This window comes from Methylobacterium crusticola, from assembly GCF_003574465.1.
Taxonomy (GTDB): Bacteria; Pseudomonadota; Alphaproteobacteria; order Rhizobiales; family Beijerinckiaceae; genus Methylobacterium; species Methylobacterium crusticola.
The window spans coordinates 1-19,194 of sequence record NZ_KZ984634.1 but is presented as its reverse complement, the minus strand read 5'-3'; the positions used below and the strand labels follow the sequence as shown (position 1 = coordinate 19,194).

The window sequence follows — 19,194 nt, the reverse complement described above, 5'->3', positions numbered from 1 at the left end:
GTCCCTCGCCCCGTCCCGGCCGCCGTCGCTGCCCGCCGCCGAGGCCGCGCTCGCCGCCGCCCGCCCCGACGCGCCGCCGGACGCCCGCGCCTCCGAGCCCGGCAGCGTGTTCGTGGCCGCGATCAGCACCGCCAAGGTCACCCGCGGCGACAACCTCTGGAGCATCAGCCGCAAGGCCTACGGCAAGGGCTACCGCTACACCGTGATCTTCGACGCCAACCAGGGCCAGATCCGCAACCCGAACCGGATCTATCCCGGGCAGGTCTTCGTGCTGCCCGGCGAGGCGCCGCCGGTCCAGGGAGCCGAGGGCCGGGGCTGAGGCGAGGACCGCCCGGGTGCATCGGCGGGCCGCCTCGCCTATATGCGGCCCCTGACCCTCCCGGGACCCGAGCTTGTGACGCAGACCACCTCCCAGCCGGATGGGCCCGACCGGCCCGGCCTCGTCGCGACCTATCGCCGCCTCTGGCCCTACCTCTGGCCCCACGGCCGTCCCGACCTCCAGCGCCGCGTCTTCACCGCCTTCGGCCTGCTGCTCGTCGCCAAGGTCGTGACCCTGGCGTTGCCCTTCACCTTCAAGTGGGCGACGGACGCCCTCGTGGCGGTGGTGGGCGGCCGGGAGGGCGCGCTGCCCCGGGGCCTGTGGGCGGCGCCGGCCCTGCTCATCGTCCTCTACGGCGCCACCCGGGTGGCGATGGCCCTGCTGACCCAGGTGCGCGACGGGCTGTTCGCCAAGGTGGCGATGCACGCCGTGCGGCGCCTCGCGCTCCAGACCTTCGCGCACATGCACCGCCTGTCCCTGCGCTTCCACCTGGAGCGCAAGACCGGGGGGCTCACCCGCGTGCTGGAGCGCGGCCGCAACGGCATCGAGGAGTTGTCGCGCCTGATGGTGCTGACGCTGGTGCCGACGATCGTCGAGTTCCTGCTGGTGATGGGCACGCTGGCCTACGAGTTCGACCTGATCTACTCGCTCGTCGTCCTGGCCATGGTCGCCGGCTACCTGGGCTACACCTACAAGGCCACCGAGTGGCGCATCGCCATCCGCAAGCGGATGAACGATTCCGACACCGACGCCAACACCAAGGCGGTCGACTCGCTCCTCAACTACGAGACGGTGAAGTATTTCGGCGCGGAGGAGCGCGAGACGAGGCGCTACGACCACTCCATGGCCCGCTACGAGACGGCCTCGACGCAGACCTACGTCTCGCTGGCGGTGCTGAACGCCGGGCAGGCCGTGATCTTCACGATCGGCATGACGGTCGTGATGTGGCTGGCGGCGCGCGACATCATGGCCGGTCGGGCCACCATCGGCGGCTTCGTGCTGGTCAACACGATGCTGGTGCAGCTGTCGATGCCGCTGAACTTCATGGGCATGATCTACCGCGAGATCAAGCAGGCGCTGATCGACATCGACGACATGTTCCGCATCCTGCACCGCAACCCCGAGATCGCCGACCGGGAGGGCGCGCGCGCCCTCGCGGTCGGGCCCGGGGTGGTGCGCTTCGAGGACGTGCACTTCGCCTACGTCCCGGAGCGGCCGATCCTGCGCGGGATCAGCTTCACGGTGCCGGCCGGGCGCACGGTGGCGATCGTGGGGCCCTCGGGCGCCGGCAAGTCGACCCTGTCGCGCCTGCTCTTCCGCTTCTACGAGCCGCAATCCGGCCGCATCACCATCGACGGGCAGGACATCGCGGCGGTGCGCCAGGATTCCCTGCGGGCGGCGATCGGCATGGTCCCGCAGGACACGGTCCTGTTCAACGACACGATCGGCTACAACATCCGCTACGGTTGCTGGGAGGCCCCCGACGAGGAGGTGCGCGAGGCCGCCCGCCTCGCCCAGATCGACCGCTTCGTCGCCTCCCTGCCGGAGGGCTACGACACGCCGGTGGGCGAGCGCGGCCTGAAGCTCTCGGGGGGCGAGAAGCAGCGCGTCGCCATCGCGCGCACCATCCTGAAGGCGCCCCCGATCCTGGTGCTCGACGAGGCGACCTCCGCCCTCGATTCCTTCACCGAGCGGGAGATCCAGGACGCCCTCGACCGGGTCAGCCGCGGCCGCACCACCCTGGTCATCGCCCACCGCCTCTCGACGGTGGTGGAGGCCGACGAGATCATCGTCCTCGACAAGGGCCTCATCGCCGAGCGCGGCAGCCACCCGGCCCTGCTCGCGAGGGGCGGCGTCTACGCGGCGATGTGGAACCGCCAGCGCGAGGCCGACGCGGCCCGCGAGGCCCTCAAGCGCGCCGAGGCGAGCGAGGAGCCGAGCCTGCGGCTGCGCCTCGACCCGGGCGAGATCCCCCCGCCGGCCGAGAAGGCGCCCGAGCCCGCGGCCCTGTCATAGCTGTTCGGTTGTGGAACGTCGCTGGGATGCGGCGGGTTGGGCGATCAAAGCCGATGGATGGCGGCTCGAGGGCGTTCCGCCTGCTCCATTCGGATTCCATCAACCCGCCGGAGCCCGAAGGCCCTGGTGCTCAGGCGGGGAGGAGCCAAGCGTGCTCGGCGGCATTGTGGAACTTCCACGTCCGCCGCGGACCCGCCATGACGTTGAGGTAGTAGAGATCGTACCCGTGGATCGCGGCGCAGGGATGGTAGCCGCGCGGCACCAGGGTCACGTCCCCGTCCTCGACGGCCACCGCCTCGTCCAGGCTGCGATCGTCCGTGTAGATCCGCTGGAAGGCGAAGCCCTGCTTCGGGTTGACCCGGAAGTAATAGGTCTCCTCGAGCAGGGATTCGGCGGGCAGTGCGTCCCGATCGTGCTTGTGCGGCGGATAGCTCGAGCTGTGACCGGCCGGCGTGATCACCTCGACCACGAGGAGGCTGTCCGCCTCGGCGCCCTCCGGCAGGATGTTGCGCACGGTGCGCAGATTGCTGCCCTCGCCGCGGATCTCGTCCGTTACCGCGCCGGGATCGATCCGCCGGGCGGGACGGGCGCCGGGGCGCCCGGGGGCCGTGCAGACCGCCAGGGTCACCGCGGTCTCGGCGACGAAGGTCCAGCTGGCTCCGGCGGGCACGTAGACCGAATCCGGCGGGCCCTCGAAAGGAGACCGGCGCTCGCCGACGCGCGCCAGGGCTCGCCCGTCAACCGCAACGAACCCGATGCCGGAGACGAGAACGAGGCAGGTCTCGCGCTCCGCGAAGTGGCCGGCCTCCCGGTCGCCGGCGGCAAGCTCGTGAACGGCGAAGCCGACATGGCTCCAGCCCGCACTCGCCGGCGTGACGTCGACGACACGACCGGTGCCCGCGCGCGGCTTCACCAAAAGTCTGGACATCCGGTTCCGTCCCTCTCTGATTGGGCCTGTGCTGTTCGGGCCGGAGCAGGCGGCGCTTCGTGAACCGAGTGCCACGCAGGCCATCCTCGAAACCCGCACGTTTCAGCTTGGTCCCGCCCGCGCGCGCCTGACCCCGGACCCGGACCCGGCCTGATCGTCGGGCGGGATCGCCCCGGGGTCTCCGCTTCGACCAGCGGCAACCCCCTCAGGCAGCCTGCAGGCGGGCCGCGCCTTCCCAGGCCGCGACCAGCGCCTCGAAGCGGCGCGCCATGTCGGCGACGGCGGCCTCGTCGTCGATCGTCCCGGACAGCCAGCGGCGCGCCGCGTCGGCGAACAGGGTGCGGCCGACGGCGAAACCCTTCACCCGGGGGCAGTCGCCGGCGGCCCGGAAGGCGGCGACGAGCGCCTCCTCTGGCGCTTCGAGGCCGAGGAGGACGATCCCGCGGCAGAGGGGGTCCTCCCGGTCGATCACCGCGGCGATCCGGTGCCAGGCCGTCGGATCGTGCTGCGGCTCCAGCTTCCACCAATCCGGCTTGATGCCGAGGTCGTAGAGGTGCTGGACGATCGACGCGACGGTCCCGGGCTCGAGCCGGCCGTGCTTGCCGGCGATGATCTCGATCAGCAGTTCGCGCCCGGCCGTCCGGGCCGCATCGTAGACCCGCAGCAGCTCCCGCTCCTGCAAGGCCTTCAGCGCCTCCGGATCGTCCGGGTGCCAGAAGCACAGGCACTTGATGGTGTGATCGACCGGCCATTCCTTGAGGTGGCTGCCGAGATCCGGGAGCTGATCGAAATCCAGGGGGCGCGAACCCGGCTTCTCGACAGGGCGGCCGATCCAGAAGCCGTGGCGCGCGGCCCGGGGGAATGCCTTCTGCCCGTAGGTCGAGTCGAGCAGCATCCCGAAGCCGTGGCGCCCCCGGGCGACCCGAGCCGCCGCATCGACCGCCAGAGCCTTGAAGTCGGCGATGCGGCTGCGGGGGACGCCGAACTCGTCCGCGACGGTCTCGAGTTGCGCGCGATGATCGATCGCAAAGGCCATCAAACCCTCCGGCCGTGGGCGGCGCGTCGTCGCCCAGTGCAGGTGGTTCAGCACGGGATCCGTGCGCAGCCTGGGCGTGGCTCTATCCCGCGCCAGGAAAGCATTGAGTTCGGGCCGCGTCGGATATTCGGGCGAGCAGAGCAGGCGCGACACCGCGAAGGCACCGCAGGCGTTGGCCAGGGTCGCGCAGGTCGCGAGCGGCTCGCCGCGGATCCAGCCCGACAACAGCCCGGACATGAACGCATCCCCGGCGCCGAGGACGTTGAGCACGTCGACGGGAAAGCCCGCCCCCTGGATCCCGTCGTCCAGGCTCACGACGGGACCTTCGAAGATCACGCAGCCCCGGGCACCCCGCTTGAGCACCAGCGTCGCCGGGGTCCGGGCCCGGATCGCGCGCAGGCCGGCCAGGATGTCCTCCTCGCCGGACGCGATCATGACCTCCTCCTCCGTGCCGACGATCAGATCGGCTTCCGGCAGGACCCCGCTCAGGATCCGTGAGACGGCCTCCGACTTGGCGTAGCGGGAGAACCCCGCCTCATGGCCGCCGAGCCCCCACAGGTTCGGCCGGTAGTCGATGTCGAAGACGACCCTGCCGCCCGATTCCCGGGCGAGGCGGATCGCCTTGCGCTGGGCCGCCGCGGCGGCCGGCCGCGAGAAGTGGGTGCCGGTGACCAGGACCGCGCGCGCGGAGGAGACGAGCTCCGGATCCACGTCCGCCTCGTCCAGGGCCATGTCGGCGCAGTTGTCCCGGTAGAAGATCATCGGCGACGTGTCCGCGTCCTCGACCGCCAGCAGCACGAGGGCGGTCAGGCGGGCCGGGTCGACCTTGACGCCGGACGTCTCCACGCCCTCGCGCACGAGTTGCTCGCGCACGAAGCCGCCCATCTGCTCGGCGCCGACGCGGGTGATGAGGGCCGATCTCAGACCGAGGCGGGCCGCGCCGATGGCGATGTTGGCCGGACACCCGCCGACCGATCTCGCGAAGGAATCGGCATCCTCCAGCCGCGTCCCGATCTGCTGCGCGTAGAGGTCGACCGAGCACCGGCCGATCGTCACCACATCCAGCGTCTTCGTCACGGCGCAGGTCCTCCCGTCGATCCTCGACGCTTATGAAACGGAAATTCCATGCCATGTAAATATGGAATTTATGTTTCACGAGGCGCCCTGGATCCGCCGATGGCGACGGCGAGGGCGGCCGCCAGGGTGAAGGTGGCGGTCATGGTCCGGAAGCCGTCGAGGTCGGGCTCGACGATCTCGATCCAGTTCCGGCTGTGGGGTACCAGCGGGCTCAGGGGGCTGTCCGTCAGGAGGACGAGCGGGCAGCCGGATGCCGCGGCCCGCTCGGCATGGGCGATCGTCGCGGGCGCGTAGGGGCTGAACGTCACGGCGAGCGCCGCGTCCCGCGATGTGGCGAACGCGACGGTCTCCCCGTCCGTACCGAGCGGCGAGCCGAGCAGCGTGTTCCGGATGCCGAGCGTGCCGAGGACGTAGCTCATGTAGGCGGTGACCGGGAAGGAACGGCGCTGTCCGATCAGGTAGATCGTCTCCGCCGCCGCGAGGGTGGCGACGGCCGCCTCGAACCGCCCGGTCTCGACCGTCTCGACGAGCCGGCCGATCGCGCGGATTCCGACCCGCCCGAAATCGCCGAGCAGTCCGCCCGGCACGGCTCCCGTCCGGGCCCGCGCCGAGGAGAGGCGCGCATCGTAGCCCGCCGTCCTCTGGCGAACCCGCTCGCGGAACAGGGCCTGGAGGTCGGAGAACCCGGAGAAGCCCATGGCCTTGGCCATGCGGATCAGGGCCGAGGGCTGGACTCCGGCGCGCTGAGCGAGGCCCGCCACCGTCCCGAAGGCGACCTCCTCCGGATGCGCGACCAGGAAGGCCGCCGCCTGCGCGAGCCGTTTCGGCAGTCTCAGGTCGCGGCCCGCGAGGCGTTCGCGCAAGGCCTCGAGGCTGGCGGGCGCCGGCTCGGCCGACGCGACGGGTTTCGCGTCCGATGTCATGCGCGACGCATGTCCGTGCAGGTGCCTCCGTCACGCGCGCACCTCCGGCAGGTGTGCGGGCCGGCGGAACGGCTGCGAGGCGTTCCGCCGGCCCGATCCGTAGGCCCGGGCGCACCCGGCCGCAACCGGCCCGGCCCCTCTCGGGCACGCGCGTTGCGCCCGGGCGCACGAGCCTCCCGCGGCCCTGGAGCCGCGGGGGGCTTCTCAGAACGTGACGCCGCTCTTGACGCCGAAGACGAGGACGTCGGTGCGTCCTGCGACGCCGCCGGGTCTGTTGACGAACTGGATGTTGGGCCGGATCACCACGTCCGGCGTGAGGGCGAAGCTGTAGAACACCTCCAGGGCGCGCTCGTAGCCGGGCTGGGGCCGGAAGGCGCCGTCGAAGGCGCTGAGCGCCGCGATGCCGCGGGCCAGGGCCGAGCTGGCGTGCGAGACGCCGAAGGCGACGCCGATCCAGTCGAACGGGCGCGCGTCCCAGAAGCCCTTGTAGACCGCACCGGCCGTCATCTGCTGGTCGATGGCCGAGGTGCTGGGATTGGCGAATGCCACCCGTACGAAGGCGGAGATGTTGCGGGCCGGGTTGTCGGGCAGGGGTCGGTACACCTCCTGGATCGCGATGCCGTAGACGCCGCTGCGCTCCTGGTGCGCCAGCGGCGTGCCGCCGGCCACCGACAGGGGCAGTCCGGCGCCGTTGCGGTAGAGGTCGGGCCCGCCCGCGGTCTGGAACCAGCCGCCCACCGTGTAGCTGCCGCGGTAACCCAGGGGGCCGACCTTCGGGAAGAGAGCGCCCTCGACGATGGCCAGCGCGCCGGTGGCCCGGGTCGGGTCGACGTTGAAGCCGTCGTCGAGGTCGCGCTGGTTCACCTGGTAGACGCCGGCCTGGAGGTAGCCGGTGTCGAGGTTGCCGAGCCGCAGGCGGGCCGCATATTGCGAGACCGGCCAGTTGTACCAGTAGTTCCCGACCATGTTGCCGGGCTGGGCGCCGCAGAAGGTCAGGTTCTGGAACTCGCACGCGAAGCCCGCGAAATCGGAGCCGACCGGCAGGCGGCCGAACTTGAGGTCGATGTTGGGGCCGAACTGCTGATCGTAGGAGAACGTCGTCAGGCGCGGGATGCGGCCGCGGCCAAAGACCTCTTCGGTCTGTTGCAGGAGCTGGAGACCCTGGTCGGCGGTGAGGCTTCGGCCGAAGCGGTCGGTGAGGATGACGGCCAGGGTTCCGCCCTCGATGCCCGCCAGGCGGTTCATGTCGGCGGTGGCCCGGAAGACCAGCTGCCCGCTGCCGCGCACGTCCTGCCCGCGCACGCCGCCCTGGATATTGGTGGCGGCCTGGTAGTCGACGCTGGCATCGACGCGGATGCCGGCGCGGTAGAGGTCGTCGCGCACGCCGCCGAAATTGCCGAGCAGACCCCAACTCGGTCCGGGGGCATTGGTGTCGAGGCTTCCGCCTGGGGCAAGGTCCGGGGAGGTCGCCGTCGAGGGACGCGCCAGAGGAAGACCCGCGGTGCGGGGGCGTGGCCGCCGCCGCGGCCGCAGCGCCTGGGCCGGTGAGGCCGCGACCACGGGCGCGCCCGTCACGGCGAGGCCGGACGTGCCCTGGACCGCCACGGCCTGAGCGCGGGCGCCGAGGCCTCCCGAGAGGCATTCCGCACCGAGGACGACGCCGGAGAGCGCCAGCGACCGCATCAACCGCCGCGAGCCCGCCCCGGCAGCGGCGCGCGAAGCACCCCCGCCCGCCGGCCGCGCCAAGCTAATCGGCCTCATCCTGCCGGATGTTTCCAACAGCTTCTTCAGCGACATCGCGCGCCGCATCGAACTGCTCGCCTACGAGCGCGACATGCGGGTCGTGACCTGCAATTCCGACTACGATCGCGACCGCGAGCAGGCTTACATCGACGATTTCGTGGGTCGCCGCGTCGATGGACTGATCATCGCCCCGACCATCTCGGATCCGGCCCTCGACGCGACGCTTCAGGCGGCCGGGCTGCCGGCCGTGCTGATCGACCGGGTGGCGGCGACCAGCGTGCTGCCGAGCGTGGCGATCGACAACCGGGCCGCCGCCGCGCTCGCAGCCGATCACCTCTACGCCCTCGGCCACCGCCGGATCGGCTGCATCACCGCGCATCCCGGCATGGCGGAGAGCGTCGACCAGCGGACGCAGGGCTTCGTCGAGCGCGTCCGTGCGCTGACCGGCGCCCTCGAGCCCGGCCCGGTCGCCTACGCGGATTTCCGCCTGTCCGGCGGCCTCTACGCGGCCACCAGGCTCCTCGAGGAGCGCGGTGACCTCACGGCCCTGTTCTGCGCGAACGACGTCATGGCGGTCGGCGCCATTCGCGCCGTGACGGCTTCGGGCCGGCGCGTGCCGGACGATCTCTCGGTGATGGGGTTCGACGACAGCCTGGAAGCCCGGATCGCGCAGCCGCTCCTCACCTCCGTCTCCCAGCCTCTCGCCGCGATGGCCGAAGCGGCCATGGACCTTCTTCGCGAGGGCGGGGAGCCGGCCAGGATCGTCCTGAAGGCCGAGCTCGTGATCCGCGAGAGCACGGCGCGCTGCGTGCCTGCGACGCGCCCCGGGCGCGTCGTGACGCTGCCGCGGCGGCGCAGCGCGTCGGCGGAACTCCGCTCCGTCGTGCTGGCCGGCGCAGGACAGGATGCCCGGCGGTTCGCGACCGCCCTTTCGGCCGGCGGAGGCATCGCCCTGGCCGGCGTCTTCGACGCGTCGGGCGACCGGGCAGACGAGCTTGCCCTGTCCTTCGGGGCCCGCAGCCTGTCCCCGGCCGAGGCACGCCGGGCCCTGGATGACGTCGACGCCCTGCTGGTCACCTGCGACGCGCCCGAATGCCTCGCCTTGATCGAGGAGGCGGTGCGCCGCCACGTCCATGTCCTCTGCCGACCCAGCGCCGCCGCGCTGCCGGTTCTCGACAGCTCCTTCGCCCGCGGGCAGTCGTCGGCCGTCTTCCAGGCCATGTCGCGGCTGCGCCTCGATCCGGCCGCGGTGCGGATCGCGCATCTCGTCGAGGCGGGAGAGATCGGGTCGCTCCTGAGCCTGCGGCTGACCCGCCATGGCGGCCCGTTCGACGAATCGTCCCCGGGTGCGCTGCCCCTCATCGAGGACTTCGACCTGATTCGCTTCGTCACGGGCCAGGAGGGGGCGGAGATCGTGGCGCTCGATCACAGGCAAGCGGACGCGGATGCGGCGCCTCCCTCTCGGGCAGTTGCGGCGACGATGCGTCTCTCCGGGGGATGCCTGGCCACGCTGGAACGCCTGGGCGGCCCCACCCTGCCACCGACGGAGCATCTCGCGGTCGTCGGCACCACGGGCTCGCTCGAGGCCGCGATCGGCCTCGAATCGACGGTCCTGCATCGGCAGGGTGGCCGAGCCTGGAACGTGCAGCCCTGGGAGGCGGTCAGCGTCCTGGCCGAGAAACGTCAGCTCGCCGCTTTCGCCGCGGCCATCGGCGGTCGCCTGACCGACGGCTTCGACATGGCGGCGCTCAGGGTCGCGGTCACCCTCGCGGACGCGGCCACGCAATCGCTGCGGCAGGGTCGTGCGGTCGGAATGGGTGCGCCGGACCCAGGATACACCAGGCGAGCATCCCAGCACGATGAGCAGCATCAGTGAACAACTTCGTATTCGGCTGACTTTTTCTGTCTTGACACCGTAAACGCAGTGTATAATTGTCGAGACAGAGAAATCAATCCAACCAAATTCAGTAAAAGCAAATAAATCCGCATGTGTGCAGTTCGCTGCGCGGAGAGCAGGGAGAGAAGGTATGGTCGGGTTTGCGGTCCTGGGCTGCGGTCGCATCGGGCGCATGCATGCCCTCAACGTCGCGCGCCATCCCAGGGCGACGTTGGTGACCTGCTACGACAAATTTCCCGAGACCGCCCGCGCGGCCGCCGCGGAGACGGGCGCGGTGGCGGCGGACTCGATCGAGGCGGCGCTGGCCCATCCCGAGGTCCAGGCGGTCCTGATCGCGACGCCCACCGACACGCATGTCGACCTGATCGTCGCTGCCGTGAGGGCCGGCAAGGCGGTGCTCTGCGAGAAGCCGATCGACCTCGACATGGCGCGCGTCGATCGATGCTGGAACGCCATCCGTGACCGCGATCCGCTCGTGATGATCGGCTTCAACCGCCGGTTCGACCGCTCCTTCAAGGCGGTGCGCGATCGCGTCGCCGCCGGGGAGATCGGCGCCGTCGAGCAGGTCGTCATCACGAGCCGCGACCCGGCGCCCCCGCCGGTCTCCTACATCAAGACGTCGGGCGGCCTGTTCCTCGACATGACGATCCACGACTTCGACATGGCCCGCTACCTCGCCGGCGACATCGTCGCGGTCTTCGCGGCCGGGGCCAATCTGATCGAGCCCGGCATCGCCGAGGCCGGCGACGTCGACGCGGCCATGGTGGTGCTGCGGGCCGCCTCCGGCGCCCTCGTGCACATCAACAACAGCCGCCGCTGCGCCTACGGCTACGATCAGCGCATCGAGGTGTTCGGCGCGGACGGCATGCTCCAGGCCCACAACCAGCACGCGACGACCGTCGAGGGCTGGACGCGGGAGCGGACGCGCAGCCGGGACCGGGTCGAGGACTTCTTCATCGAGCGCTACACCCAGGCCTACAACGCCGAGATCGACCACTTCGTCGACTGCATCGAGGCCCGCCGGACACCGCTCGCGAGCTTCGCCGAAGGCCGCGAGGCCCTGCGCCTCGCCGAGGCGGCGCTGCAGAGCCTCAGGACCGGCGCCGTCGTGCGCGTCGCGCGCTGACCGGGGCCGGGATCATGACGAATCTCCGCCTGACCGCAGCCCAGGCCATGGTGCGCTTCCTCGCGGCGCAGAGAACCGTGGTCGACGGTGCCGAGCACCCGCTCTTCGCGGGGTGCTGGGCCATCTTCGGCCACGGCAACGTCGCCGGCCTGGGCGAGGCCCTGCAGGCCGCCCGCGACGTCCTCCCGACCTACCGGGCCCACAACGAGCAGGCGATGGCCCACGCCGCCATCGCCTTCGCCAAGGCGCGCAACCGCCGCCAGATGATGGTCTGCACGACCTCGATCGGCCCGGGCGCGACCAACATGGTCACGGCCGCAGCCCTCGCGCACGTCAACCGGCTGCCGGTCCTGCTCGTGCCGGGCGACGTCTTCGCCGGGCGCGGGCCCGACCCGGTCCTCCAGCAGATCGAGGATTTCGCCGACGCGACCGTGAGCGCCAACGACTGCTTCCGGCCCGTGTCGCGCTACTTCGACCGGATCACCCGGCCGGAGCAACTCCTCGCGGCCCTGCCGGCCGCATTGCGGGTCCTCACGGATCCCGCGGCCTGCGGCCCCGTCACCCTCGCGTTCTGCCAGGACGTCCAGGCCGAGGCCTTCGACTATCCCGAGCCCTTCTTCGCGCCGCGGATTCACGCGCCACGGCGTCCGGCACCCGATCCGGACGAGGTGGCCCGGGCCGCCGCGCTCCTCGCCGGCGCCCGGCGTCCGCTGATCGTCGCGGGCGGCGGCGTGCACTATGCGGAGGGCTGCCCGGCGCTCGCCGCGTTCGCGGAGGCGCACGCCATCCCGGTCGCCGAGACCCAGGGCGGCAAGGGCGCCCTGCCCTGGGACCATCCGCTCGCCGTCGGCGCGATCGGCGTGACCGGATCCGCGGCCGCCAACGCGCTCGCCGCGGACGCCGATCTGATCCTCGGCGTCGGAACCCGGCTTCAGGACTTCACGACGGGCTCGCGGAGGCTGTTCGCGGACGAGGCCGCCCTCGTCCAGCTCAACGTGCAGCCCTTCGACGCCGGCAAGCACGGCGCGCTCGCGCTCGTCGCCGACGCGAGGGCGGGCCTGGCTGCCCTCGATGCGGCCCTCGGCTCCGCGGCGAGCCCCGCCGGCCACGGCGCGCGCATCGCCGGACTGAAGGCCGAATGGGACGCGGCCGTCGAGGCGGCGACGTCCGCCACGATCGAAAACCCCTCGGGACTGCCCTCGGACGCCCAGATCGTGGGCGCCGTGAACCGGGCCGCCGGTCCCGACGGCATCGTGGTCTGCGCGGCCGGGGGATTGCCGGGCGAGCTGCACAAGCTCTGGCGGACCGCCCGGCCCGGCGGCTACCACGTCGAGTACGGCTACTCGTGCATGGGCTACGAGATCGCCGCCGGCCTCGGCGTCGCCCTGGCGTGCCCCGACCGCCCCGTCTTCGTCACGGTGGGCGACGGCAGCTACCTGATGATGAACTCCGAGATCCACACCGCGGTGATGCTGGGCCTCAAGCTCACCGTCGTGCTGCTCGACAACCGCGGCTACGGCTGCATCGACCGGTTGCAGCGCGCCTGCGGCGGCGCCGGGTTCAACAACCTCATCGCCGACGTCGATCACCGGGCCTCCGAGAGCTGGGTCGATTTCGCCGGACATGCCCGCAGCCTCGGCGCCCACGCGGAGCACGCGGACTCGCTCGACGGGCTGACCCGGGCCCTCGACGGGGCCGCCGGGCGGGACGGGGTCAGCGTGGTGGTGATCGACACCGACCCGCGGGTGACGACCGCCGCGGGCGGCGCCTGGTGGGAGGTCGCGGTCCCGGCGGTCTCGCCGCGCCCGGAGGTGCGCCGGGCCCGCGCTGCCTACGAGGCGGTGCTGTCCGAGCGCCGATAGCCTGCCTCGCCCCATCCGCTCCCGACACGACCGATCAGAAGGTTTCAAGGCGATGACGATCCGGCTCGGCACCAACCCGATCGCGTGGTCCAACGACGACATGCCCGAACTCGGCGGCGACACGCCTCTAAAAACCTGCCTTGCGCAGGCGAGCGAGGCGGGCTTCACCGGCATCGAGAAGGGCAACAAGTTTCCGACCGATCCCGCCGCCCTCGTCGAGCTGCTCGGCTCCCACGGGCTCGACTTCATCTCGGGATGGTACGGCGCCGAGCTTCGGCGGCGGAGCGCGAAGGCCGAATTGGCGGCGATGCGCCCGCATCTCGACCTGCTCAAGGCCTGCGGCTGCGAGGTCATGGTGTTCGCCGAGACCTCGGGCACCGTCCAGGGGCTCATCGATGTTCCGGTCGCCGAGCGCCCGGTGATGTCGGCGGAGGAGTGGCCGGTTTTCCTCGAGCGGATCGACGAGCTCGGCAAGCGCATGGCGGACGAGGGAGTCCGGATCGCCTTCCATCACCACATGGGCACGGTGATCGAGACGGCCGCCGAGATCGACCGCCTCCTGGACGGCACCGGGCCGGAGGTCGGCCTGCTGCTCGACACCGGCCACCTCGTCTTCGCGGGCGAGGATCCGGCCGCGATCTCCGAGCGCTGGGCGCACCGGGTCAACCACGTGCACGCCAAAGACGTGCGGCCGCACGTGGCGGCGCGGGTGCGGGCGGAGCGCTGGAGCTTCCTCAAGTCCGTGGTCGAGGGCGTCTACACGGTGCCGGGCGACGGCTGCGTCGACTTCGTCGCGGCCCTGACCCCGCTGGCGCAGGCCGGATACCGGGGCTGGATGGTGGTCGAGGCGGAGCAGGACCCCGCCAAGGCGAACCCGCTCACCTATGCCACGCTCGGGTATCGCCACCTCGCGGCCGCCGCGGGGGAGGCCGGCTTCCGGCTCGACCCCTCCGCGGAAGCCGCCGCCCGGGGCGCCCCCCGAAGCCGGGCGCTCGCCGTCTGAGCGCCGGATCCGGCCGCGCGGCGCCGGAAGCCGCGCCCCGCGGCAAGCACGCAGATCGCGCGATCGGATCTCGCACGAGACCGGCACCGAAGCGACGACCCCCCGAGACACGACCGACCCCGGAAGACGACCCATGAGCGCTGCCATTCGGCATTTCATCGCCGGCCAGCCGACGCGAGGCTCAGGCCCGCGAACCGCCCCGGTCTACAACCCGGCAACGGGCGAGCAGACCGGTGCCGTCGCGCTGGCAAGCCGCGAGGACGTCGATGCTGCGGTGGCCAGCGCCCGCGCCGCCTTCCCGGCCTGGGCCGCCACGCCGCCGCTCCGGCGCGCGCGCATCCTCAACCGCTTCCTGCGGCTGCTCGAAGGGCGGATCGACGCGCTCGCGGCCATCATCACCGCCGAGCACGGCAAGGTGCTCTCGGACGCCAAGGGTGAGATCCAGCGGGGCGCCGAGGTCGTCGAGTTCGCCACCGGCATCCCGCAGCTCCTCAAGGGCGAGGTCACCGAGAACGTCGGCACCCGGGTGGATTCCCATGCGCTGCGCCAGCCCCTCGGGGTGGTCGCCGGCATCACACCGTTCAACTTCCCCGTCATGATGCCGATGTGGATGTTCCCCGTCGCGCTCGCCTGCGGGAACTGCTTCATCCTGAAGCCCTCCGAGCGCGACCCCTCCGCCGCGCTCCTCCTCGCCGCGTGGCTGACCGAGGCCGGCCTGCCGGACGGGGTGTTCCAGGTCGTGCAGGGCGACAAGGAGGCGGTCGACGCGCTCCTGCACCACCCCGACATCCAGGCGGTCAGCTTCGTCGGATCGACCCCGATCGCCCGCTACATCTACGCCACCGCGGCGAGCACGGGGAAGCGCGCCCAGGCGCTCGGCGGCGCCAAGAACCACATGATCGTCATGCCCGACGCCGACCTCGACCAGGCGGTCGATGCCCTGATGGGTGCGGCCTACGGCTCGGCGGGCGAGCGCTGCATGGCGGTCTCCGTGGCGGTGCCGGTGGGCGAGCGGACCGCCGACGCGCTGGTCGAGCGGCTGATCCCGAAGGTGCGCGCCCTCAAGGTCGGGCCCGGCACCGACCCGGAGGCCGAGATGGGCCCCCTCGTCACCCGCCAGCACCGCGACAGGGTGGTGGGCTACATCGATCAGGGCGTGCGCGAGGGCGCCGAACTGCTGGTCGACGGGCGCGGCCTCAGGCTCCAGGGCTACGCCGACGGCTTCTTCGTCGGCGGCTCGCTGTTCGACCGGGTGACGCCGGAGATGACGATCTACCGGGAGGAGATCTTCGGGCCCGTCCTGGCGGTGACCCGGGCACCGGACTACGCGACGGCCGCCCGGCTCATCAACGCGCACGAGTTCGGCAACGGCACCGCGATCTTCACCCGCGACGGCGACGCGGCGCGCGAGTTCGCGCACCAGATCCAGGTCGGCATGGTGGGCATCAACGTGCCGATCCCGGTGCCGATGGCGTTCCACTCCTTCGGCGGCTGGAAGGCGTCGCTGTTCGGCGACCATCACATGCACGGGCCCGAGGGCGTGCGCTTCTACACGCGGCTGAAGACCATCACGACCCGCTGGCCGACGGGCATCCGGGCCGGCGCCGACTTCGTCATGCCGACGATGAGCTGAGGACGCGGGGGCGCAACGCCCCGCTCAAGACCAGACCCGGGTCAACCGGGCCATCGATCCGATCACCCGACATCCACGTCCAGGGAGGGAAACATGAGAACGGGACTGAAACAGGGTCTGGCCGCCGGGTTCGTCTGCGCGGGCTGGCTCGTCGGCGCTCCGGCCGGTGCCAAGGACATCACGATCGCGGTGGTCACCCACGGGCAAGCCTCCGACGCGTTCTGGTCCATCGTCAAGGATGGAGCCACGAAGGCGGCCAAGGACAACGGGGTCAACGTCGTCTACCGCGCCCCCGAAACCTTCGACGTCGTCGCCATGGGCCAGCTCATCGACGCGGCCGTCAACCAGTCGCCGGACGGGATCGTCGTCTCCAACCCCGACCCCGACGCCCTCGGGCCGTCGATCAGGAAGGCCGTCGCCGCCGGCATCCCGGTGATCTCGATCAACGCGGGTGCGGATGCGGCCCCCCGTCTCGGCATCGCGTTGCACGTCGGCCAGGACGAGCTCGCCGCCGGTCGCATCCTCGGGGCGCGTCTGAAGGGCGAGGGCTTCAAGAACGCCGTGTGCGTCTATCACGAGGTCGGCAACGTCTCCCTCGATCGACGCTGCAAGGGTCTCCAGGAGGGCCTGCAGGGCAAGGGCACGGTGCTCCCCGTCTCGACCGATCCGGCCGAGACGCGTGCGAAGGTGGGCGCAGCCCTCACGCGCGATGCCTCGGTCGACGTCGTCGTCGGCCTGGCCAGCGCCTTCGGCGGCGAGCCCGCGGTGGAGGCGGTCGATGCGGCCGGCCTGTCCGGCAGGGTGAAGGTCGCGACCTTCGACCTGTCGCCGGCCTTCCTGACGAACATCGTCAAGGGCAAAGCCCTGTTCGCCCTCGACCAGCAGCCCTTCCTCCAGGGCTACCTGCCGGTCAGCCTGCTCGCCGTGAAGGCCCGCTACGGCAGGCTCCCGACCTCCGACATCGCGACCGGCCCGAGCTTCGTCGTCAAGCCCCAGGCCGAGCGCATCCTCGCATCCGCAGGGCGGGCGTCTCGCTGAAGGTCCGGGCTCGGCGCGCTCGCGAGCCGCCGAGCCTCCTTCCATCCGCATCGCAGGCCAAGGACGGCTCGAGTATGATGAGTGCATCTCAACCCCAGACTCCCGGCTGCGTGGACGAGCGCATCGAGCGGGCGTCGCCGCTGACCGCGCTGATGCGGCGGCCCGAACTGGGCGCGGTCGCAGGCCTGATCCTCGTGACGGCCTTCTTTCTCGTCTTCGCGAACGCGAGCATGTTCACGCTCGCGGGCGTGATGAACTTCCTGGTGCCCGCAGCGCAGCTCGGCATCCTGGCGATCGGTGCGGCCCTGCTGATGATCGGCGGGGAGTTCGACCTCTCCCTCGGTTCGATGGTCGCCTTCGCGGGCTTCGTCTTCGCGGCCGCCCTGGTCGTGTGGAACCTGCCGGTCCCGCTCGCGATCCTCGCGGCCTTCGCGGTCGCGCTGGCCGTCGGCTTCACGAACGCGCAGATCGTGCTGCGCACCGGACTGCCCTCCTTCATCGTGACGCTCGCCTTCCTGTTCATCCTGCGCGGGCTGACCCTCGTCGGCCTGAAATGGGCGAGCGGCGGCGCCACCCAGCTGCGCGGGGTGAAGGACGTGGTCGCGGACAGCATCGTGGCCCGCCTGTTCTCCGGAAGCCTGGGCGAGGCGCCCTTCCGCTGGCTCGCCGCCCGGGGCCTGATCGACAGCTTCCCCAACGGCCTGCCGAAGGTCGAGGGCATTCCGGTGGTGATCGTCTGGTTCAGCGCGCTCGCGTTGCTGGCGACCTGGCTCCTCGTGCGGACACGGTTCGGCAACTGGATCTACGCGGTCGGCGGCGATGCCGGCGCGGCGCGCAATTCCGGCGTGCCGGTCGAGCGGGTCAAGACCATCCTGTTCATCGGCACGGCGTGCTGCGCCACCCTGGTGGCCATTCTCACCGTGCTCGATGCCGGCTCGACCGACGCCCGTCGCGGCTTCCAGAAGGAGTTCGAGGCGATCATCGCGGCGGTCATCGGCGGCTGCCTCCTGACCGGCGGCTACGGCTCGGCCATCGGCGCCTTCTTCGGGTCGATCATCTTCGGCCTGGTGCTCATCGGGCTGACCTATACCAGCATCGATCAGGACTGGTACCTCGTGTTCCTCGGCGGCATGCTGCTGGTCGCCGTCATCTTCAACAACGTGATCCGCAAGCGTGCCACGGGAGAACGCTCATGACCGAACAGATGGTTCCGCTGATCGAGGTGCGCGACCTCGTCAAGCGCTTCGGCTCCGTCATCGCCCTGAACGGCGTGTCCATGACCGTCCACGCGGGCGAGGTGCTCTGCCTCCTCGGCGACAACGGCGCCGGGAAGTCGACGCTGATCAAGACGCTCTCCGGCGTCCATCCGCACACGGCGGGCGCGTTCCTGGTCAACGGCGAGTCGCGTCACTTCTCCGGTCCGCGGGACGCCATGGCGGCCGGCATCGCCACGGTCTACCAGGACCTCGCGATGATCCCGCTCCTCTCGATCACGCGGAACTTCTTCATGGGCCGGGAGCCCCTGAAGGGCCGCGGCCCGTTCCGTCAGCTCGACCTGGCGCAGGCGGACGCGGTGACCCGGCGGGAGATGCAGCGGATCGGCATCGACGTCCGCGACCCGCAACAGGCGGTCGGCACCCTGTCGGGCGGCGAGCGGCAATGCGTGGCGATCGCCCGGGCCGTCTACTTCGGTGCGAAGGTCCTGATCCTGGACGAGCCGACCTCGGCGCTCGGCGTGACCCAGACCGCGATGGTCCTGACCTACATCGATCGCGTGCGCCGGGAGGGCATCGGCGTCATCTTCATCACCCACAACGTCCGCCACGCCTACGCGGTGGGGGACCGGTTCACGATCCTGAACCGGGGCCAGACGCTCGGGACCTTCGCCAAGGACGCCATCGCGATGGACGCGCTCTACGACCTCATGGCGGGCGGCAAGCCGCTGCAGCGGTTCAACGAGGGGCCCGACGACGGCACGGCCGCCGTCTCGGAGACCGGCCTGCCGCGCGCGCGGACCGCCCCCACCGCGTTGGCGCACGTGTAGCCGACGGCGCGACGCCCCTCTCGGGCGAGGACGGTCGGCCTGCCCCGAGGCGGGTGTCCGGAGCGCAGATGGGCTGCCTCCGCGCGAGCGAACGCCTCGAGAACNGACGCCACTCCGCTCTCGGCTACCGCTCGCCGATCAGCCACGAGGAGGTGCTGACGGACCCATCGCCCGCAGGCTGATCACCACTCCACGAAAGCGGGTCAACATCCGTCGTTGCGCTGGCCCGGGCTGGCGAGCAGGCGCACCGGGCAGCCCAGCGCATCGCCGGCCACATGGATCCTGGTGCTCAGGCCGCCGCGAGACCGGCCCGGGCCCTGGGCATCCGCCCCCCTCTGGCCTTGCACGCCCCGGCCGCATGCTGGTGCGCGCACGATGGTCGCGTCGATCGTCAACCACTCCAGATCGGCGTCGCGCGCCAAGTCCGCCAGCATCCGATCCAGCACGCCGCGTGCGATCCAGTCGGAGTCACGCCGCTTGACCGTCCGGTCGGCAAGATCGTGGAAGCCGCTCTAACGGATGCGGATCGCTTTTCGCACCCCTGCTCAA

13 protein-coding genes and 2 pseudogenes are annotated in these 19,194 nt (G+C 71.3%); 10 read left to right on the top strand and 5 right to left on the bottom strand.

The genetic code is table 11. The features are described 5' to 3' along the window. A partial coding sequence (locus DT057_RS03990; protein WP_128560830.1) for a LysM peptidoglycan-binding domain-containing protein occupies positions 1–319 on the top strand: 319 nt, incomplete at its 5' end. 42 nt (positions 320–361) lie between these two features. Further along, the gene (locus tag DT057_RS03985; protein WP_128560829.1) at positions 362–2,335 is read left to right on the top strand and encodes an ABCB family ABC transporter ATP-binding protein/permease; all 1,974 of its coding nucleotides are present in this window, start codon (positions 362–364) and stop codon (positions 2,333–2,335) included. Between the two features lie 130 nt (positions 2,336–2,465). On the opposite strand, the gene iolB is transcribed toward DT057_RS03985, so the two are convergent. The 4 genes from iolB to DT057_RS03965 all read right to left on the bottom strand — a co-directional run bounded on the left by iolB (position 2,466) and on the right by DT057_RS03965 (position 7,682). Next, a complete protein-coding gene (iolB, locus tag DT057_RS03980) occupies positions 2,466–3,263 on the bottom strand; it encodes a 5-deoxy-glucuronate isomerase (RefSeq protein ID WP_128560828.1) in 798 nt (265 codons plus the stop codon). Between the two features lie 205 nt (positions 3,264–3,468). Beyond that, on the bottom strand, positions 3,469–5,376 hold the full coding sequence (locus tag DT057_RS03975) for a bifunctional 5-dehydro-2-deoxygluconokinase/5-dehydro-2-deoxyphosphogluconate aldolase (RefSeq protein WP_128560827.1): 1,908 nt from the start codon (positions 5,374–5,376) through the stop codon (positions 3,469–3,471). 68 nt (positions 5,377–5,444) lie between these two features. Continuing rightward, positions 5,445–6,299, bottom strand: a complete 855-nt coding sequence (locus DT057_RS03970; protein ID WP_128560826.1) for a MurR/RpiR family transcriptional regulator — start codon at positions 6,297–6,299, stop codon at positions 5,445–5,447. Between the two features lie 204 nt (positions 6,300–6,503). Next, positions 6,504–7,682: a carbohydrate porin gene (locus DT057_RS03965; RefSeq protein ID WP_162501308.1), complete on the bottom strand. Its 1,179-nt coding sequence runs from the start codon at positions 7,680–7,682 to the stop codon at positions 6,504–6,506. Between the two features lie 298 nt (positions 7,683–7,980). Between DT057_RS03965 and DT057_RS03960 the strand changes: the two genes are divergently transcribed. From DT057_RS03960 to DT057_RS03925, 8 genes and pseudogenes are all read left to right on the top strand, one after another. Then, entirely contained in the window at positions 7,981–9,918 is a 1,938-nt protein-coding gene (locus tag DT057_RS03960) for a substrate-binding domain-containing protein (protein ID WP_128560824.1), read from the top strand. 151 nt (positions 9,919–10,069) lie between these two features. Then, positions 10,070–11,065, top strand: a complete 996-nt coding sequence (gene iolG, locus DT057_RS03955; protein ID WP_128560823.1) for an inositol 2-dehydrogenase — start codon at positions 10,070–10,072, stop codon at positions 11,063–11,065. Between the two features lie 14 nt (positions 11,066–11,079). After that, positions 11,080–12,927, top strand: a complete 1,848-nt coding sequence (gene iolD, locus DT057_RS03950; protein ID WP_128560822.1) for a 3D-(3,5/4)-trihydroxycyclohexane-1,2-dione acylhydrolase (decyclizing) — start codon at positions 11,080–11,082, stop codon at positions 12,925–12,927. 52 nt (positions 12,928–12,979) lie between these two features. Continuing rightward, a complete protein-coding gene (iolE, locus tag DT057_RS03945) occupies positions 12,980–13,930 on the top strand; it encodes a myo-inosose-2 dehydratase (protein WP_128560821.1) in 951 nt (316 codons plus the stop codon). A gap of 133 nt (positions 13,931–14,063) precedes the next feature. Continuing rightward, positions 14,064–15,563, top strand: a complete 1,500-nt coding sequence (locus tag DT057_RS03940; RefSeq protein WP_128560820.1) for a CoA-acylating methylmalonate-semialdehyde dehydrogenase — start codon at positions 14,064–14,066, stop codon at positions 15,561–15,563. A gap of 93 nt (positions 15,564–15,656) precedes the next feature. Then, the gene (locus DT057_RS03935; RefSeq protein WP_128560819.1) at positions 15,657–16,601 is read left to right on the top strand and encodes a sugar ABC transporter substrate-binding protein; all 945 of its coding nucleotides are present in this window, start codon (positions 15,657–15,659) and stop codon (positions 16,599–16,601) included. 74 nt (positions 16,602–16,675) lie between these two features. Next, a complete protein-coding gene (locus DT057_RS03930; protein WP_128560818.1) occupies positions 16,676–17,797 on the top strand; it encodes an ABC transporter permease in 1,122 nt (373 codons plus the stop codon). Then, a pseudogene (locus DT057_RS03925) lies at positions 17,794–18,561 on the top strand (ATP-binding cassette domain-containing protein); the annotation flags it as partial. The gene DT057_RS03930 and the pseudogene DT057_RS03925, both read left to right, overlap by 4 nt. A gap of 296 nt (positions 18,562–18,857) precedes the next feature. On the opposite strand, the pseudogene DT057_RS03920 reads toward DT057_RS03925, so the two are convergent. Then, positions 18,858–19,133 (bottom strand): annotated as a pseudogene (locus DT057_RS03920) (transposase family protein); the annotation flags it as partial. Positions 19,134–19,194: the final 61 nt, after the last annotated feature.

Coding starts and splice junctions, on each gene's coding strand:
- iolD (WP_128560822.1), top strand. CDS start 11,080: ATGACGAATCTCCGCCTGACCGCAGCCCAGGCCATGGTGCGCTTCCTC.
- DT057_RS03935 (WP_128560819.1), top strand. CDS start 15,657: ATGAGAACGGGACTGAAACAGGGTCTGGCCGCCGGGTTCGTCTGCGCG.
- iolE (WP_128560821.1), top strand. CDS start 12,980: ATGACGATCCGGCTCGGCACCAACCCGATCGCGTGGTCCAACGACGAC.
- iolB (WP_128560828.1), bottom strand. CDS start 3,263: ATGTCCAGACTTTTGGTGAAGCCGCGCGCGGGCACCGGTCGTGTCGTC.
- DT057_RS03970 (WP_128560826.1), bottom strand. CDS start 6,299: ATGACATCGGACGCGAAACCCGTCGCGTCGGCCGAGCCGGCGCCCGCC.
- DT057_RS03940 (WP_128560820.1), top strand. CDS start 14,064: ATGAGCGCTGCCATTCGGCATTTCATCGCCGGCCAGCCGACGCGAGGC.
- DT057_RS03930 (WP_128560818.1), top strand. CDS start 16,676: ATGATGAGTGCATCTCAACCCCAGACTCCCGGCTGCGTGGACGAGCGC.
- iolG (WP_128560823.1), top strand. CDS start 10,070: ATGGTCGGGTTTGCGGTCCTGGGCTGCGGTCGCATCGGGCGCATGCAT.
- DT057_RS03985 (WP_128560829.1), top strand. CDS start 362: ATGCGGCCCCTGACCCTCCCGGGACCCGAGCTTGTGACGCAGACCACC.